Raw genomic sequence first — 17,788 nt, forward strand, 5'->3', positions numbered from 1 at the left:
GCCGGAACGGTTCGGACTCGATCGTCCTGGTGCCGGCCGTGTCAGGAACGGCGGAACAGGCCGCGGCGGCGCGGCGACGCCTCCGGCTGCGGTTGCGGGGCGTGCGCGGTGGCCGGCTTCCCGGCGGCGGGCTTTCCTGCGGCCGGCTGCTGAGCGGTCTGCGGCGCGGCGGCCGCGGCCGGTTTCGCCGCAGACGCGGGACTCTTCTCGAACTCGCCCGCCGCGGCGTGCCGGACGCCGTGGGTCTGGGCGATCACATCCGCCGGGTCCTCGCCCGGCCCGGCGAGACGGCGGGCCCGCGCGGCGGCCTCGGTCCGCTCCAGAGTGGCCGTGCCTCCTTCGGGCAGTTCCACGACCAGCAGGCCGATCCGCTCCTCCAGCATCGCCTTGACCGCGCGCTCCAGCAGCACCGGAGCGGGAGGGGCGCCGACGGGCGCCGTGTAGCGGAAGGGGACCGGCGCGGCGGTCGGCGTCACCCGCTCCGCGAACCGCACCCGCGCGTCGTGCCCGAACGCCGCCCGCACCAGGGCGAGGTCGAACGCCTCGGTGCCCGGCGCCCACCTGCGTCCTTCGTCGAGCAGGGACCACGGGCCGGCCAGCGTCACCGCGACGTCGGTGAGCGTGCCGCGCAGCACCGCGTCGACCGCCGCGACGATGCGCCGCTCGTCCGCCCCCGTCACGTCGAAGACCACCTCGACGTACGGCACGAGCCAGCGCCTGCCGGGCTCCTTGCGCAGGTCGCGGCGGAGCGGGACCCGGTGCGCCAGGTGGGTCTCGACGAGCCGGACGATCGACCTGCCGTGCTCGCCGCGCTGCGCGGGCAGGCCGAGGTGCACGGCGCGGGCCTCGGAGTCGGGGACGAACACCGCCCCCGCCTGGGCGAGCCGGTAGGCGAACTCGGTGTCCTGGCCGCGCACCACATCGGTGTCGAAGCCGCGGACCTCGTCGAGCAGGGCCCGCCGCAGGGAGACCGTCGGCCCGGTGCACACCTGGTAGGGGTTCTTGCTGGCCCGCAGGCCGTCGAGGCGCCGGATGGTCTCCTCGGTCGAGCTGGACACCAGCGCCGACGGGCCGAACAGGTCCTCAGGCGAGCCCCGCCTTACGGCGTCGTACACCTGCTCGGGGGTGAGCGGGCGCTCCTCGGCGAACTTCTTGCCGCCGATCGTGACGACGTAGTCGGTGAGGTGCTGCCAGCGGAACAGCGCCTCCAGATGCTCGCGCGAGATCACCATGTCGGCGTCGAGCCGCTGGACGATCTCGCCCTCGGCCGCGGCGATCCCGGCGTTCATCGCGTGCCCGGCGCCCCACCCGCCGTCCGGCGCCGCGACGATCCGCGTGTTCTCGGGGCGCAGGTCCGGCAGGCGCAGGGGCGGATCGCTGCGGTCGTCCACCACGATCACCTCGGTGAGGTGCGCGGGATAGGTCTGCGCGGCCAGCGCGGCCAGCGTCAGGTCGAGGCGGTGCTGCCCGCCGTGGGCGGGGATGACGACACTCGCGCCGAGCGTGGGCGTCCAGCCGCCGATGGGCGGCGGCGTGAGCGGAGAGTAGTCGTTGTGGCGGATCCTCGGCCGGGGCTCAACGCCCGTCAGGTGGGCCAATCCTCGTCCTTCTCAGCGATGGTCAAGAGGCGGCTCCACCCTAGCGAAACCGGGCGGCGGTTCCCTAAGGTGGCGCCCAATATGTCCAGTTGGTGGACGACGGCGTCCGCGCGTCAGACGGTTGGCCGTAGACTCGGTGACCGATACCCCTGGTGACACGCGTGTGCGCGCGTGGGAGGAGCGACCAATGTTCAGGGCTTGGCGTGGCCTGATCGAGGAGTACCGCGACCGTCTTCCGGTCTCCACGACGACGCCCGTGGTGACCCTGCTCGAGGGCGGCACGCCGCTCGTCCCCGCCAGGCGGGTGTCCCAGATCACGGGCTGTGACGTCTACCTCAAGGTCGAGGGCCTCAACCCGACCGGCAGCTTCAAGGACCGCGGCATGACCGTGGCGATCAGCAAGGCCGTCGAGGAGGGCGCCCAGGCGGTCATCTGCGCGTCCACCGGCAACACCAGCGCCTCGGCCGCCGCCTACGCCGTGCGCGCCGGGCTGACCTGCGCCGTCCTCGTGCCGCGCGGGAAGATCGCGATGGGCAAGCTCGCCCAGGCGCTGGTCCACGGCGCCAAGCTGCTCCAGGTCGAGGGCTCGTTCGACGACTGCCTGGAGATGACCAGGAAGCTCGCGGAGACCTACCCGATCGCGCTGGTCAACTCCGTCAACCCGCACCGCCTGCAGGGCCAGAAGACGGCGGCCTTCGAAATCGTCGACGCGCTCGGCGACGCGCCCGACGTCCACTGCATCCCGGTCGGCAACGCCGGCAACATCTCGGCGTACTGGATGGGCTACAAGGAGTACGCCGACGACGGCGTGGCCACCAAGCGCCCCCGAATGCTGGGGTTCCAGGCGAGTGGCGCGGCGCCGCTGGTCGGGGGCAGCCCCGTGACCCACCCGCAGACGATCGCCACGGCGATCAGGATCGGCAACCCCGCCTCGTGGCGGCTCGCCGAGGCCGCGCGCGACGAGTCCGGCGGGGACATCCAGGCCGTGACCGACCGCCAGATCGCCGCGGCGTACAAGCTGCTCGCGCAGGAGGAAGGCGTGTTCGTCGAGCTCGCCTCCGCCGCGAGCGTCGCCGGTCTGCTCCAGACGCACGAGCAGGGCCTGCTCACGCCGGGGCAGCGGGTCGTGTGCACCGTGACCGGCAACGGCCTGAAGGATCCCGACTGGGCCATCTCCGGCGCCCCCGCGCCCGTGACGATCCCGATCGACGCCTACGCCGCCGCGGCCGCGCTGGGACTCGCCTGACCGGCACACTCATTCCCGCCCATTCAAGGGTTCAGGTGACGAATTGACGGACAGTCAGGGCGTCGTCGTCCGCGTGCCGGCGACGAGCGCCAACCTCGGCCCGGGCTTCGACAGCCTCGGCCTCGCCCTCGACCTGTACGACGAGGTGGAGGCGGCGATCTCCGATTCGCCCGGCGTGCGGATCGCGGTGGAGGGCCAGGGCGCCGGCGAACTCGACGACGGCGAGGGCCACCTCGTCGTCAGGACCATGCGCGCCACGTTCGACCGCATGGGATTCGCCCAGCCGGACGGCATCGTGTTGCGCTGCCATAACCGCATCCCGCACGCGCGGGGGCTCGGCTCGTCGTCGGCCGCGATCTGCGCCGGCATCCTCGCCGCCCGCGCCCTCGCGCGGGGGAACGGCGCGGAAGATTTTCCGGACGCTGACGTGTTCGCGCTGGCCACCGAGCTGGAAGGGCATCCCGACAACGTGGCGCCGTGCCTGGCGGGCGGGCTCACCATCGCCTGGACCGACCAGTCGGGGGCGGCGAGTATGGTGAAACTGACTCCGCACGAGGACGTCCGGCCGGTGGCGTTGATCCCGGATTTCCGGTTGTCCACGGAGGAGGCTCGGGGGCTGCTGCCGAAGGACGTACCGCATTCGGACGCGGCGGCCAACGCGGGGCGGGCGGCTCTGCTCGTCGCGGCGCTGACGCGGAGACCGGAACCGGATCTCCTGCGCGCCGCCACCGAGGACCGCCTGCACCAGAGGTACCGCGCACCCGCGATGCCGCGCACCGCCGAACTGGTGCGACGGCTCCGCGAGGCCGGGGTGCCCGCCGTCGTCTCGGGGGCCGGTCCGACGGTTCTCGCGTTGACGACACGGGATACCAAGGATTTGATCGCGCCAGAAGTGGGTAATGACTGGCACATCCAGCCAATGAACGTCGACCCGCTTGGTGCGTACGTTCGGTTTCCCGAGACACGCTGATGCTTCTTCGACCTTCAGGGAATAGCTGTGCGCGCTGGTGATGTTAGGCTGATAGCCGCACCAGGTGCCCCCGTGTTGGGTGCGTGCTTGTCATTCGCACATCGCTGCACTTCGCCTCGCGTCCTTCGACGCGGGCAGGGCGATTTCCCCGGAACCGTTTCCTCCAGTCGGCACACCTTCGGGTGGCATGGCCGGGGGTGGCGTTCTCGGAGACATGCGCGTTCGAACCACCAAGACATCTGGTCGGTGGCGGCAATCCGGGGGATCGCCCCCGGGCACCTACCGCTCGCGAATCCCGAGAGTCATCGACACATGAGATTCGCGAAGCCCGACCCGGTCTGTCCCGCCGGGTCGCATCACCGGGACGCCTGGACGCACGATTCTGGCGCCCGACCCCTGGGAAGGACCCTTAGTTGAGCGACACCACCGAACTCCTCTCCGACGGCCAGGCCGCCGGCGACACCCCCACTTCCGCCCCGGCCCGCCCGCGACGTCGCTCCGGCACGGGCCTGGCCGGCATGGTGCTCCCCGAGCTCCAGGCCCTGGCGACCAGCCTCGGCATCACGGGGACCGGACGGATGCGCAAGAGCCAGCTCATCGCGGCCATCCAGGAGAAGCAGGGCGGATCGGGAGAGACCGCGGCCGAGCCGAAGGCCGCGGCCGAAGCGCCCGCCGTCGCCGAGCGCCCCGCCCGTGGCCGCAGGGAACGTTCCCGCGCCTCCGCGGCACCCGAGGCCGCGCCCGCTGCCGCTGCCACGCCCGCTGCCGAGCCGGCCGTCGCGGCCCGCGAGGAGCGTCCCGTGGTCGAGGCCGCGCCCGCCGTGACCGCCGAGGCCGCGCAGAACGGCGTCGCCGCCGTCGCGGAGCCGCAGGCCGAGGCCGCCCCGTCCGAGACCCGCGCCGAGCGTCCGGAACGCGGCGACCGCCGCGAGCGCCGTACGCGCGGCGAGCGGGGAGAGCGGGGCCGCGAGCGTGACGGCCGCGGTGACCAGCGCGGTGACCAGCGTGGCGACCAGCGCGCCGCCGACGCGGGGGACGGCGGCCAGGGCCGTCGTGACCAGCAGAGCCGCGGCGACAACCGCACCGACGGACGCGACGGCCGTGACGGCCGCTCCGAGGGGCGCGGCGACAGCCGTACGGACAGCCGCGCCGACGGCAAGGGCGACCAGCAGGGCGAGGACAGCCGCGGGCGCCGTGGCCGCTTCCGCGAGCGTGGCCGCCGCGGGCGTGACCGCTTCGAGGGCAACGAGCCGGTGATCAGCGAGGACGACGTCCTGATCCCGATCGCCGGCATCCTGGACATCCTCGACAACTACGCCTTCGTGCGGACCAGCGGCTACCTGCCGGGCTCGAACGACGTGTACGTCTCCCTCGCCCAGATCCGCCGCAACGGCCTGCGCAAGGGTGACGTCATCACCGGCGCCGTCCGGCAGCCGAGGGACGGCGAGCGGCGCGAGAAGTTCAACGCCCTCGTCCGCCTCGACACCGTCAACGGGATGGACCCGGAGCAGGCCCGTCAGCGGCCCGACTTCAACAAGCTCACGCCGCTCTACCCGCAGGAGCGCCTGCGCCTGGAGACCGAGCCGAACGTCCTGACCACGCGGATCATCGACCTCGTCTCGCCGATCGGCAAGGGCCAGCGCGGCCTGATCGTGTCGCCGCCCAAGGCCGGCAAGACCATGGTGCTCCAGGCGATCGCCAACGCGATCACGCGCAACAACCCGGAGTGCCACCTGATGGTCGTCCTCGTGGACGAGCGTCCTGAAGAGGTCACCGACATGCAGCGGTCGGTCAAGGGCGAGGTCATCCACTCGACCTTCGACCGTCCGGCCGAGGACCACACCACCGTCGCCGAGCTCGCCATCGAGCGGGCCAAGCGGCTGGTGGAGCTGGGCCACGACGTCGTCGTCCTGCTCGACTCGATCACCCGTCTCGGGCGCGCCTACAACCTCGCGGCGCCCGCGAGCGGCCGCATCCTGTCCGGTGGTGTCGACTCGACCGCGCTCTACCCGCCGAAGCGGTTCTTCGGCGCCGCCCGCAACATCGAGAACGGCGGCTCGCTGACGATCCTCGCCACGGCTCTCGTCGAGACCGGCTCCAAGATGGACGAGGTCATCTTCGAGGAGTTCAAGGGCACCGGCAACATGGAGCTCAAGCTCAACCGGTCGCTGGCGGACAAGCGCATCTTCCCGGCGGTGGACGTGGACGCGTCCGGCACCCGCAAGGAGGAGATCCTCATGGCCAAGGACGAGCTGTCCATCGTCTGGAAGCTCCGCCGGGTCCTGCACGCCCTCGACATGCAGCAGGCGCTGGAGCTCCTTCTCGAGAAGATGAAGGAGACCAAGTCCAACGCCGAGTTCCTGCTGCAGGTGCAGAAGACCACGGTCAGCAACGACCGCGACTGACGCCTGCTCGACCGGCGCCCCGGACGGCCACGCCGTCCGGGGCGCCGGCGTTTCCGGTCATGGGCGTGCCCCCGCAGCCGTGCGATGCGGGTCATCCCCGTATGCGGCGGCGAGCTCGTCCCGTTCCCTCGGAACGTCCCGCTTGGCGGGTTTCGCGCGAGTGGGCCCCGTCCTGGCCGTGGCGGCGTACCTGCGGTGCCCTTGGCGTGCGCGATCAGCGCGTGGTCGCGGGAGGAATAGCCCATGGCCTGGGATGGTTAGAGGATCTGGCACACTGGTAGCCGAACCGCAGCGGTACCGGTTCCCGCGCCGCGCATCATGGTGTGCCGATGCGCGCAGGCCGTGACAGACGGAGCGACCCGGCGACCGCGCCTAGCGTTAGGACTGAGACATGAAGCCCGACATCCACCCGGAGTACGTGGTTACCCAGGTGACCTGCACCTGCGGGAACACCTTCACCACGCGTAGCACCGCCAAGAACGGCGTGATCCACGCCGACGTCTGCTCCGCCTGCCACCCGTTCTACACGGGCAAGCAGAAGATCCTCGACACCGGTGGCCGGGTGGCGCGCTTCGAGGCGCGCTTCGGCAAGAAGGCCCAGAGCAAGTAGCTCCTCCAGGACGCCGGCTCGGGGGTGCCCCTCTCTTGGGGCGTCTCCGGGTCGGCGTTCTTGGTGATTACGGCCTTTACCGAGGAGTCTGAGCAAAGGAGCGTGCGGTGAACCTCGACGAGATCATAAGCGAGTACGCGGATCTGGAACTGCGGCTCGCCGACCCCGCCGTGCACGCCGACCAGAGCAAGGCGCGGACGTACGGCAAGCGTTATGCCGTGCTCACGCCGATCGTCGCGACGTACCGGGAACTCGACGGCGTACGGCAGGACCTCGCGGCCGCGCGCGAACTCGCGGCGGAGGACGCGGCGTTCGCGGAGGAGGCGGCCGAGCTGGAGGGCCGCATCCCGGTGCTGGAGGAGAAGCTCACCCGTCTGCTGGTCCCGCGCGACCCCAACGACGACAAGGACGTCATCATGGAGATCAAGGCGGGCGAGGGCGGCCAGGAGTCCGCTCTGTTCGCCGGAGACCTCCTGCGGATGTACCTCAGGTACGCCGAGCGGATCGGCTACAAGACGGAGATCATCGACGCGCAGCACTCCGACCTCGGCGGCTACAAGGACGTCACCGTCGCCATCAAGGGCAGGGAGGGCGTCTGGTCGCGGCTCAAGTTCGAGGGTGGCGTGCACCGCGTCCAGCGGGTGCCGGTGACCGAGTCGCAGGGCCGCATCCACACCTCGGCCGCCGGAGTGCTCGTCTATCCGGAGGCCGAGGATGTCGACGTCCAGATCGACCCCAACGACCTGCGCATCGACGTGTTCCGCTCCAGCGGCCCCGGCGGCCAGAGCGTCAACACCACAGACTCGGCCGTGCGGATCACCCACATGCCGACCGGCGTCGTCGTCTCCTGCCAGAACGAGAAGAGCCAGCTCCAGAACAAGGAGTCGGCGCTGCGCATCCTGCGCGCCCGGCTGCTCGCGATGGCGCAGGAGGAGGCCGAGGCGGCCGCGATGGCCGAGCGCAAGTCGCAGGTGCGCACGGTCGACCGCTCCGAGCGGATCCGCACCTACAACTTCCCCGAGAACCGCATTTCGGATCACCGTGTGGGCTTCAAGGCCTACAACCTGGATCAAGTCCTGGACGGCGATCTCGACGCGGTGATACAGGCTTTGCTCGACGCCGAACTCGCGGAGAAGCTGGCCGCTCATACGTGAGACGATCGCGAGCCTGATGAGGGGACGATGGGAGAAGCGGTGATGGACGTGGGTCCGCAGACGACCGTGGGCCGTCCCGGCGGCCCATCCGCACACGACCGACGATCCGCAGGCCACGCCGCGACAACCGTGCTGTAAGAGACAATGACCTTCCTGCTCGACGAAATCGCCCTCGCCACCGCCCGGCTCGCCGAGGCGGGAGTGCCGTCACCGCGGACGGACGCCGAGGAGATCGCGGCCTTCGTGCACGGCGTCCCGCGCGGCATGCTGCACACGGTCAAGGACGCCGACTTCGACGCGCGGTTCTGGGAGGGCGTCGCCCGGCGTGAGGCGCGCGAGCCCCTGCAGCACATCACCGGCCGGGCCTACTTCCGCTACCTCTCCCTTGAGGTGGGCCCGGGCGTGTTCGTGCCCAGGCCGGAGACCGAGGTGGTGGCCGGCTGGGCGATCGACCGGCTCGGCGAGATGGACGTCGCCTCCCCCGTCGTGGTCGACCTCGGCACCGGTTCCGGGGCCATCGCGCTGTCGATCGCCCAGGAGGTCGCGCTGGCGCAGGTGCACGCCGTCGAGATCGACCCCGTGGCGTACGGCTGGGCCAAGCGCAACATCCTTGAACACGGCCAGGGCCGCACCACCCTGCATCCCGAGGACCTGGCCGACTGCCTGCCCGAGCTGAACGGCCAGGTGGACCTGGTCATCTCCAATCCGCCGTACATTCCGCCTGGAGCGATCCCGCGCGACCCCGAGGTGCGCGACTACGATCCCTCCCGGGCGCTGTACGGGTCGGGTGAGGACGGTCTGGACGAGGTGCGGGCCGTCGAGCGCACGGCGCGGCGACTGCTGCGGCCGGGCGGGTTCGCCGTGGTCGAGCACGCCGACCAGCAGGGCAACGCCGTGTACTGGCTCTTCTCCGAGGAGAACGGCTGGCGCGACGTGCGGTTGCGCCAGGACCTGACCGGCCGGGACCGGTTCGTCACGGCGCGGCTGACCCAGGACTGACTCGAACGGCCCGGCGAGCGGCCAGGTGGCGGCTCCGCCGGGCGGAACACGTGGAAGGATGACTTCGTGAGCCGACGGTTTGACTGTGCCGACCAGATAGAGCGGATGACCGGACTGGCGGAGGCGACCGCGGCGGTACGGCGGGGCGAGCTCGTCGTGCTGCCCACCGACACCGTCTACGGGATCGGCGCCGACGCCTTCACCCCCTCCGCCGTCAACGCGCTGCTGGAGGCGAAGGGCCGGGGCAGGGACATGCCCGTGCCGGTCCTCGTGGGCACCGTACGCGCCGCCAACGCGCTCGTGGAGAGCCTCGGGACGTACGGGCAGGACCTGGTGGACACCTTCTGGCCCGGGCCGCTCACGCTCATCCTGAGGGCCAACCGGTCGCTGTCGTGGGACCTCGGCGACACCAAGGGAACGGTCGCCGTCCGCATGCCGCTGCACCCGGTCGCGCTGGATCTCCTCAAGGAGACGGGCCCGATGGCGGTCTCCAGCGCCAACCGGTCCGGCAACCCGCCGGCGACCACCGCCGACGAGGCCGAAGAGCAGCTCGGGGACTCGGTGGAGGTCTACCTCGACGGCGGACCCTGCGACGACAACGTGCCGTCCACGATCGTCGACCTGACCACCGCCGTGCCCCGGGTGCTGCGCAAGGGCGCGATCCCGGTGGACAAGATCCGCAACCTCGTCGGGTACCTCGCGACCGAGGAATGACCGCGATCCGGGCGTACGTCTCATGTTGTGAGACAACGCCGCGGCCCTGACCAGGGCGATCGATGCCGTCTGGCTATCGGGCTTCTTTACTGATCCCGCCCCGGCTACCGTGAAGTGCGCCGATATCTCTGTGGAGGCGCGCCCATGGCCAAGCTCGACGGGATGGATCCGAAGCTCGTCCGTGAGTTGCTGTCGGGGGTTCAGCACGCCGCGCGGCAGATGGACGGCATCGAGGCCCGGGTGACCCAGTTGACGCGTATGGCCGGCGTCTCCGTGCATGTGACCCACCGGCCGTCGCAGGTCGCCGACGCGTGCTCGGCCATGGTCAAGGACGTCACGAACCGTGTGGTCCTGCTGGAGAAGAAGGAGAAACAGCAGAGCGCGGGCAAGGCGCCCACGGCCAACGCCTCGTTCACCGAGGAGAGGGACACCACCGCGCCCGCGGACGATCCGGCGCCGAAGCCCGGCGCACAGGGCGACAAGGGCGACGCCAAGCCCGATCACAAGGCGGAGCACAAGGCCGACGCCAAGCCCGATCACAAGGCGGACCACAAGCCCGATCACAAGGCCGACGCGAAGACGGACGACCACAAGGCCGACGGCAAGGCCGACGCGATGCCCGAGGGCAAGTCCGAGGGGAAGGCGGCCCACGACAAGCAGGACGCTCCCCGCACGTCGTCGCCCGGGAGTGCTTCGGGCGATTCCGGCGCGGCAGGGAAGGGCGAGACCTCCCATCGGGCGCACAGCGCCACGGACGGTGCCACCCGCGCGGACGGCGGCGGCGGAGGCCGCGGCGTGGCCGAAGGGGAGCTCGCGGACAAGCCCCGCCACACGGTCGAGGGCTCCCTCGCCCAGATGCCCGCCTCGACGCACAGCCCCGCCCACGCCGCCGACGACGGTGGTACGGCGACACGCGCGGGCGCGGGAACCGGCTCCGACGCGGCCCGGGGCGCGGACATCCGCCAGGTGCAGCAGCCCACCGGCCCGGGCCAGCCGGGCGGCGAGGGTCCGGCCACGAGCCAGAACCAGCCGGTCGGCGCCGGTCAGGGCGCGGGCCAGGACCAAGGCGCGGCCCAGACGCAGCCGGTCGGCGCCGGTCAGAACCAGTCCGGTGGCCAGCACCAGCCCGTGGCCCAGGGGCAGGACCAGAATTCGGGGCAGGGCGCGCCGGTCGGTTCCAAGGCGGCCGGGGAGCAGCCCTCCACAGGCGGCAACGACTCGCAGTTCTACGACACCCCTGGCAAGGATCACCCGGACGACATCGATCCCGCCGGTCGGCACGTGGCCGTCGTCGACGGTGTCAAGGTCGTCAGCACGCCGATGAACCAGCCCAGCGCCGAGTACATCCAGTGGCTGAACGAGCACATGCAGGACGTTCAGCCGATGGATGTCCCGAGCGTGGACGCGCAGGCGGCGAGCGACGCCGGCGCGCATCCGGATGGACCGCCCGGGTTGGTGCCGCCCGCCGAGCCGACCAACCCCGCGGCGAAGCAGCCTCCGCAACCGGGTCTCGCGCCGGGGGACCCCATGGGCGCCTACGTCGGAACGCCCGCCGACAACCTGTCGGGTGAGCCGTACGCCCCGGGCGACCCGAACGCCGCGCAGGGCACTTCAGCCGCCCACAACGCGGTGACCGCGAGCACCGGCGGTCACGCGTACACGAGCGACACAGCGGCGAGCGGTACGGCGATCAACCCCGCGCAGCCGGCGGCGGCGACCGAAGCCACCCCTGCGGCCACCGGGGCCGTGCCTCCGGCGGGGGCGTCCGGTGCTGCCGGAGAGGTACGAGCGACCAATGCGGCCGCCGGCGCGGCTTATCCGGTGGACACTGCCGGTGCGAGTGGTACGGGGCAGGCGGCAGCTACGGCCGGAACGGCCACGGGCACCGCGCACCCGGCGGGCACGGCCGCCGCGGCCACGGGGGCCGCGCCTCCGGCGGGGACGGCTGGTGCGGCCGACGCGGCGCCTGCGGCATCAGGCGGAACGGGTACGGCGACCGGCACCCTGCACGCGGTGGACGACTCCGGGAGCGGGGCAGGAAAGGCGGCGGGTGCGACCGGCACGGTGACCGGCACCCTGCATGCGGTGGACGACTCCGGCAGCGGGACCGGACAGGCGGCGGGTGCGACCGGCACGGTGACCGGCACCCTGCACGCGGCGGGGACGGCGGCCGGGCACGGCAACGCGGCCGGAACGCTGGGAGCAACGACCGCTCCCGCCACCGGCGGCGATGGCACGACGGGCCACACCGGGACGACCGGTGCGGGCGACAGGGCCGACGGCGCAGCCGGTGCGAGCGGGCGAGCGTGCGACAACGATGCCGCCACGGGCGCGAGGGGGGTGGTCCAGGAGGGCGCGTCCCGATCGCCCGCTGCCGCGCAGCCCGGAGACGTGCTCAACCACCCTGCCCGCCACTCCCACCACGAGGCCGGACCACGCATGCGCCTGGATCACCATCGGGACATCGAGCCGGTGGACACGCCGGACGTCCGCGTCCCGGAAGGGGAGTGGGGCAAGGGCGACTGGGTGGACAGAAAGGTCCAGCCCGACGGGCGCATCGAGGTTGTCGAGATCCGTACGCCGGATCCGGAGAAGTGAGCGTGCGAGCACGAGCGATACCGCCCGGGTGGCACGCGGTGCGGGGTGACCGGCCGAGGAGCGCCGATGGGAATCCCACCGGGATCCCCGCCGCAGGGCATGCGACGACCAATGCCGGCGTTCGCGCCGGTTTCGCACAGGAGGCGCGATCGTGAGCTTTGTCGACCCGCCGGCGCCCACTCCGCTGCAGCCGGGGGAGACCCCGCCGGCGCCGTCGAGCACCGACCTGCTCTCGCCCGGCGGGCAGCCGACGGGATGGGTGTTCAACCCGGAATACCAGAAGCTCGTGGACCTGTGGCTGCAGGTGGTCCCGCTGATGGACCAGCTCACCAAGTCCCTGGACAAGCCGTATGAGATGGCGCGGAGCAGGGACGTGTGGGACGCTCCGGTCGCCGGCCGGTACGTCCAGGACATCGCCGAATGGCGCAACCGGCTCGGCATGTACCGCCAGGCCGTGTTGACGGCGATCAGCGACCAGGCGGCCGACACGCCGCGCTGGATTCCGAGCAAGTCGGGTGCACCGCACGCCTTCACCTCCTGATACGCCGCCCACGCGTTCAACGGGTTGGGAGAGCGGAGAGAAAGGGAGCGAGGACCGCAGCGAAGGTCCGGCGTGTCCGGGCGGTCTACTCTTGGAGCGAAGACCGCCACCGGATTGTGAGCCGGTCCAATGGACAGTTGCGAGCCGTTCTACGGGCCCGATTTCGCCCGGCTCGCCGCGCAGGACCCAGAGGTCGCCCAGGTGCTGCTCGACGAGGTCGCGAGGCTGCGCGGCGGGCTCCAGCTCATCGCCAGCGAGAACCTGTCCTCGCCCGCCGTCCTCACCGCGCTGGGCTCGGTGCTGAACGACAAGTACGCCGAGGGCTATCCGGGCCACAGGTACTACGGCGGTTGCGAGGTGGCCGACCGCGCCGAGCAGATCGCCGTGGAGCGGGCCAAGCGATTGTTCGGGGCCGACCACGTCAACGTGCAGCCCTACAGCGGCACCACGGCCATCCTGGCGGCGTACGCGGCCCTTCTGCAGCCGGGGGACACCGTCCTGGCACTCGCCCTGCGACACGGCGGGCACATCACCCACGGATCCAGGGTGAACTTCTCCGGCAGGTGGTTCCACGTCGTCTCCTACGGCGTGCGGCGGGACACCGAGACGCTCGACTACGACGAGGTGAGGGACCTGGCGCTGCGCCACCGGCCCAGGGTGATCGTCTGCGGGGCCACGGCGTACCCCCGGCTGATCGACTTCGCCGCGTTCCGCGCCATCGCCGACGAGGCCGGAGCCTGGCTGCTGGCGGACGTCGCCCACGAGATCGGCCTCATGGCCGGCGGGGCCGTTCCGTCGGCCGTGCCGTACGCGGACGTCGTGACCTTCACGACCCACAAGTCGCTGCGCGGCCCGCGTGGGGGAGGCGTGCTGTGCACCGGCGATCTCGCCTCGGAGATCGACCGGGCGGTGTTCCCCTTCAGCCAGGGCGGGCCGCTGATGCACGTGGTCGCGGCCAAGGCGGTGGCCTTCGGCGAGGCGCTGCGCCCCGAGTTCCGGGCGTACGCCGCGTCGGTGGTGGACAACGCGCGGACGCTGGCGGAGGGGCTCGCGGCCGAGGGGCTGCGCCCGGTGTCGGGCGGCACCGACACCCACCTCGTGCTGGCCGACCTGCGTGGGACCGGGGTGAGCGGGGCGGAGGCGGAACGGCGGTGCGCGGAGGCCGGCATCCTGCTCAACCACAACACGATTCCGTACGATCCGGCGCCCGCGACCGTGACCTCCGGGATCAGGGTCGGCACCCTCTGCGTGACCACCCAGGGCATGGGCCGGGCGGAGATGACGGACATCGCGTCTCTCGTCGTCCGGGCCATCCGGCAGCCCAGTGCGATAACGTCGGTCCTCGAACGGGTAAAGGGGCTGACCGCGACGCATCCGGCATATCCCCGTTAGGGATAGGGCGATCTATGTCTTTTGCCCGTCACAACTGATCCGCCTATCCAGGAAACTAGGTCCGTGCGCGAATATCTCCTCTTGGCGCTCGTGGCGGCCGCGGTGACGTACCTGCTGGTGCCGCCGGTCAGGGTGTTCGCGCTGCGCATCGGCGCGGCGCCCGAGGTGCGGGAGCGGGACGTGCACACGGTGCCCACTCCACGTCTGGGCGGGCTCGCGATGTTCGGCGGGATGGCGGCGGCGCTGCTGGTGGCGACCAAACTGCCGTACGTCGGCGGCGCGTTCGACAGCAGCCAGACGGGGAAGACGGTGGTCGCCCTCCTCGCGGCCGGCGGCCTGATCGTCATCACCGGGTTCCTGGACGACTGGCTCGGCATGGACGCGCTGGTCAAGCTGGGCGGCCAGATCGCGGCGGGCGGGCTGCTCGTCTATTTCGGCATGTATCTGCAGTTCCTCCCGATGCCGCAGTCGATGGGCGGTTCCCAGGCCCTCGACAGGACCCTGTACACGATCCTCACCATCATGATCGTCGTTGTCGTGATCAACGCGGTGAACTTCGTCGACGGTCTGGACGGCCTGGCCGCGGGCATCGTCGGGATCGCCGCGATGGCGACCTTCGCGTACTCGATCGTCCTGCAGCAGACCGCGAGCGGGTCGCGGATCAACGGGACCGCCGCCATCGCGGCGATCCTCATCGGGATGTGCGCGGGCTTCCTGCCGCACAACTTCAACCCCGCCAAGATCTTCATGGGCGACACCGGCGCCATGCTGATCGGCCTGCTGCTCGCCGCCTCGTTGATCACGAGCCTGTCGTCGGTCGAGCCGGACGCGGTCGTCGGCAAGATCAACCGGTTCCCGGTGATCCTGCCGCTGGTGCTGCCGATCGCGGTGGTGGTGCTGCCGCTGGCCGACCTCGTCATGGCGGTCATCCGGCGGACGTCGGCCGGGATGTCCCCGTTCGCCCCCGACCGCGGCCACCTGCACCACCGCATGCTGGACATCGGCCACTCCCACCGGCGCAGCGTGCTGATCATGTACGCGTGGACGTTCCTGTTCGCCTTCGCGATCGTCGGCCTGTCGATCGGCGGTGTGCCGCTCATCCTGTTCCCGCTGACGATCGTGCTCGCGGTGGCGGTGCTCGTCATCATGGGCCTGCCCAGGTGGCGGTCGCGCCGCATCGCCGTGCAGGAGCAGAAGGGCGACCAGAGGGCCGAAGCGCGTCCGGCCGGGAGCCGGCCACCCGGCCCCGGTCCGGCCGGGCGCACGACGACGGAGCACGACACGCTCGTCTACCCCGTCGTCCCCGCGCCGGCGCCTCCCGTCACTCCGGGCCAGGCCGGCTCCGCCGCCCCCGGCAGGCTTTCCGCCCAGGGGCGGCATCCCTATCCGGGTCAGGGTGCCCCAGGCGCCCCGGGCGTCCCTCCCACCACTTCCCGCGCCGACACCGGGACCTTCCGCTGACCCGTCCCCGCAGGTCGGCGCCGACCCGAAACGCCAGGTAAAGGCGGCACTCCAGGGCTTGTGATAGCTTTCACTAGCAAGGGGCCAGGGCAACGACGCCCCAGCAGGTAGCAATCGCTCGTTTGACAACCGATTCTGGAGTCCCATTGCAGGCCAACGACGTGCGCGTTCTCAAGGGCGCCGCCGTGCCGACCTTGATCGTCGGTCTCCTCGCCGCGCTCGTCGCGGTGTTCACGACCGGGGCCAAGGGTGCGTTGGGCGCGGGCATCGGTCTCCTTCTCGTCGCCGCCTTCTTCACCGTCGGCCTGGTCGTCGTCTCCTGGGCCGGCCGGGTGTCGCCGATGGCGATGATGACCGCCGCCGTGGTGGGCTACGTCGTCAAGGTTCTGGCGATCATGGCGATGCTGAACGCCTTCGACGGCACCACCGCGTTCGACTCCCGCGTGTTCGCGCTGAGCGTCATCGGCTGCACGCTCGCCTGGACCGTCGGTGAGATGCGTGGATTCATGAAGCTCAAGATGCTCTACGTGGAGCCTGAGGCGAAGGTTCCCGGGCAGGGCCCCTCATGATCACGCGTACGGGGCAGCCCGATATGACTAGTCCGCATGGCTCCTGCTATCGTCGTGCCGCGATGAGCGAACAGGAGCGCAGGCCCGAGACCGACGGCCGCGACTTCGCCGACGCCGCCTGGTCGGTCCCGAGCTATCTGCTATCCGGGATTCTGGTGTGGGGCGGCCTCGGCTGGTTGCTGAGCTGGTTGACCGGCGTGCACGCGTTCATCCCCATAGGCGTCATTCTCGGGGTCGGGCTGGCTGCCTACCTCGTCTATCTGAAGTACGGCCGCTGACAGCGGGCCCGCTTCCCACGCTCTTCTGTTGATCCAATCGTTGAAGGGAACGCCCGTGCGCGAGCGTAGCGAACGGACGAACAAGCACATGCTTCGGGCATTCGGCCCCAAGCAGGTAGGCGAGGTGGCCAAGTGACCCCCCTCATGCTCGTCGCCGATGACTTCACGGCGCCGGGACCGTCCATCTTCGACTTCCCGCCGCTGTACGAGGGTGCGCCGTACTGGCTGACCAAGCCGGTGCTGATGGCGCTCTTCGGCGCCCTCGTGGTGTGCGCCGTGGCGTGGAGCGCCTTCGCCAACCCGAAGCTCGTGCCGCGGGGCATGCAGAACGTCGGCGAGATGGGCTACCAGTTCGTCCGCGACCAGGTCGCCCGGCCGTTCCTGGGCAAGGACGCCGAGCGGTGGATGCCGCTGCTGCTCAGCTTGTTCTTCCTGATCCTGCTGTGGAACTTCTTCGGCGTCGTCCCGCTGATCCAGATCCCGGTCGCGTCGCACATCGCGTTCCCGGTGGTCTTCGCGGTCGTGATCTACGTCATCAAGGTCTACCTGGGCATCAAGCACCAGGGCCTGGGCGGCTACTTCAAGAACATGATGTTCCCGCCGGGACTGCCCAAGCCGATCTACGTGCTGCTCGCCCCGATCGAGTTCCTGTCGAACCTGATCATCGCGCCGTTCACGCACGCCGTGCGACTCTTCGCGAACATGTTCGCCGGCCACCTCATCCTGGCCTTCTTCAGCATGGTCGGCTTCTGGTTCCTCTTCGAGAAGCTCACCCCGCTCGGTGCGGGCCTCGGCGTGCTGGGCGTCATCATGACGATCGCGATGACCGGCTTCGAGATGTTCATCCAGTTCCTGCAGGCGTTCCTGTTCACGATGCTGGCCGCCATGTACATCGGTGGCTCGCTGCACCCCGACCACTGACGGTCCCCGTCCCCACAGACCCGCCCCTGACGTAGACCTGACCGGTGAGTGAGGCACTCACCGGCCGACCAGTAAAGGAAGAACAGCAATGAGCGTTCTCGCTGAAGTCTCCGGCAACCTTGGCGCCGTCGGTTACGGCCTCGCCGCCATCGGCCCCGGCATCGGCGTGGGCATCATCTTCGGTCAGGGCGTGCAGGCCATCGCCCGCCAGCCGGAGGCGTACGGCCTCATCCGCCAGAACATGCTGCTCGGCTTCGTCCTCACCGAGGCGCTGGCCCTCATCGGCCTCGTCGCGCCGTTCATCTACTGACGTACCCACTCTGAAGGAAGGC

16 protein-coding genes are annotated in these 17,788 nt (G+C 70.8%); 15 read left to right on the top strand and 1 reads right to left on the bottom strand.

From position 1 onward, the window contains the following. Positions 1-41 precede the first annotated feature (41 nt). Positions 42-1,598 carry a glycosyltransferase gene (locus HHX41_RS42005; RefSeq protein ID WP_310742214.1) on the bottom strand — a complete coding sequence of 519 codons (1,557 nt, stop codon included), beginning with the start codon at positions 1,596-1,598 and terminating at the stop codon, positions 42-44. Between the two features lie 187 nt (positions 1,599-1,785). On the opposite strand from HHX41_RS42005, the gene thrC reads away from it, so the two are divergent. From thrC to atpE, 15 genes are all read left to right on the top strand, one after another. After that, positions 1,786-2,844: a threonine synthase gene (thrC, locus tag HHX41_RS28380; protein WP_169982040.1), complete on the top strand. Its 1,059-nt coding sequence runs from the start codon at positions 1,786-1,788 to the stop codon at positions 2,842-2,844. 73 nt (positions 2,845-2,917) lie between these two features. After that, on the top strand, positions 2,918-3,814 hold the full coding sequence (gene thrB, locus HHX41_RS28385) for a homoserine kinase (protein ID WP_310742215.1): 897 nt from the start codon (positions 2,918-2,920) through the stop codon (positions 3,812-3,814). A 413-nt stretch (positions 3,815-4,227) separates the two neighbouring features. After that, positions 4,228-6,219, top strand: a complete 1,992-nt coding sequence (rho, locus tag HHX41_RS28390; RefSeq protein ID WP_182908404.1) for a transcription termination factor Rho — start codon at positions 4,228-4,230, stop codon at positions 6,217-6,219. Between the two features lie 391 nt (positions 6,220-6,610). After that, a complete protein-coding gene (gene rpmE, locus HHX41_RS28395) occupies positions 6,611-6,829 on the top strand; it encodes a 50S ribosomal protein L31 (RefSeq protein WP_079317149.1) in 219 nt (72 codons plus the stop codon). A gap of 107 nt (positions 6,830-6,936) precedes the next feature. Next, positions 6,937-7,983, top strand: coding sequence for a peptide chain release factor 1 (gene prfA / locus HHX41_RS28400; protein ID WP_182908405.1), 1,047 nt, complete (start codon positions 6,937-6,939; stop codon positions 7,981-7,983). A 144-nt stretch (positions 7,984-8,127) separates the two neighbouring features. Continuing rightward, a complete protein-coding gene (gene prmC, locus HHX41_RS28405; protein WP_169982036.1) occupies positions 8,128-8,982 on the top strand; it encodes a peptide chain release factor N(5)-glutamine methyltransferase in 855 nt (284 codons plus the stop codon). A 66-nt stretch (positions 8,983-9,048) separates the two neighbouring features. Further along, the gene (locus HHX41_RS28410) at positions 9,049-9,696 is read left to right on the top strand and encodes an L-threonylcarbamoyladenylate synthase (protein WP_169982035.1); all 648 of its coding nucleotides are present in this window, start codon (positions 9,049-9,051) and stop codon (positions 9,694-9,696) included. 144 nt (positions 9,697-9,840) lie between these two features. Next, entirely contained in the window at positions 9,841-12,294 is a 2,454-nt protein-coding gene (locus HHX41_RS28415; RefSeq protein ID WP_182908406.1) for a hypothetical protein, read from the top strand. A gap of 151 nt (positions 12,295-12,445) precedes the next feature. Further along, a complete protein-coding gene (locus HHX41_RS28420; protein WP_169982033.1) occupies positions 12,446-12,835 on the top strand; it encodes a hypothetical protein in 390 nt (129 codons plus the stop codon). Between the two features lie 129 nt (positions 12,836-12,964). Continuing rightward, positions 12,965-14,227 carry a serine hydroxymethyltransferase gene (gene glyA, locus HHX41_RS28425; protein ID WP_182908407.1) on the top strand — a complete coding sequence of 421 codons (1,263 nt, stop codon included), beginning with the start codon at positions 12,965-12,967 and terminating at the stop codon, positions 14,225-14,227. Positions 14,228-14,290: 63 nt separating this feature from the next. Beyond that, complete coding sequence (locus HHX41_RS28430; protein WP_310742216.1) at positions 14,291-15,688, top strand: MraY family glycosyltransferase; 1,398 nt, start codon at positions 14,291-14,293, stop codon at positions 15,686-15,688. Positions 15,689-15,834: 146 nt separating this feature from the next. Continuing rightward, positions 15,835-16,257 (top strand): hypothetical protein, encoded by a 423-nt coding sequence (locus HHX41_RS28435; RefSeq protein ID WP_169982031.1) that lies wholly within the window; start codon positions 15,835-15,837, stop codon positions 16,255-16,257. A gap of 62 nt (positions 16,258-16,319) precedes the next feature. Continuing rightward, on the top strand, positions 16,320-16,535 hold the full coding sequence (locus HHX41_RS28440; protein WP_169982030.1) for a hypothetical protein: 216 nt from the start codon (positions 16,320-16,322) through the stop codon (positions 16,533-16,535). A gap of 132 nt (positions 16,536-16,667) precedes the next feature. Then, entirely contained in the window at positions 16,668-17,456 is a 789-nt protein-coding gene (gene atpB / locus HHX41_RS28445) for a F0F1 ATP synthase subunit A (RefSeq protein WP_310742217.1), read from the top strand. 88 nt (positions 17,457-17,544) lie between these two features. Next, positions 17,545-17,766: an ATP synthase F0 subunit C gene (gene atpE, locus HHX41_RS28450; RefSeq protein ID WP_079320508.1), complete on the top strand. Its 222-nt coding sequence runs from the start codon at positions 17,545-17,547 to the stop codon at positions 17,764-17,766. The last annotated feature ends 22 nt before the right edge of the window (positions 17,767-17,788 follow it).

The sequence above is a fragment of the Microbispora sp. H13382 genome (assembly GCF_014161445.1).
Lineage (GTDB): Bacteria > Actinomycetota > Actinomycetes > Streptosporangiales > Streptosporangiaceae > Microbispora.

Excerpts from the sequence above, each read along its gene's own strand:
- rpmE (WP_079317149.1), top strand. The coding sequence starts at position 6,611 with ATGAAGCCCGACATCCACCCGGAGTACGTGGTTACCCAGGTGACCTGC.
- HHX41_RS28415 (WP_182908406.1), top strand. The coding sequence starts at position 9,841 with ATGGCCAAGCTCGACGGGATGGATCCGAAGCTCGTCCGTGAGTTGCTG.
- glyA (WP_182908407.1), top strand. The coding sequence starts at position 12,965 with ATGGACAGTTGCGAGCCGTTCTACGGGCCCGATTTCGCCCGGCTCGCC.
- HHX41_RS28440 (WP_169982030.1), top strand. The coding sequence starts at position 16,320 with ATGAGCGAACAGGAGCGCAGGCCCGAGACCGACGGCCGCGACTTCGCC.
- atpE (WP_079320508.1), top strand. The coding sequence starts at position 17,545 with ATGAGCGTTCTCGCTGAAGTCTCCGGCAACCTTGGCGCCGTCGGTTAC.
- thrC (WP_169982040.1), top strand. The coding sequence starts at position 1,786 with ATGTTCAGGGCTTGGCGTGGCCTGATCGAGGAGTACCGCGACCGTCTT.
- prmC (WP_169982036.1), top strand. The coding sequence starts at position 8,128 with ATGACCTTCCTGCTCGACGAAATCGCCCTCGCCACCGCCCGGCTCGCC.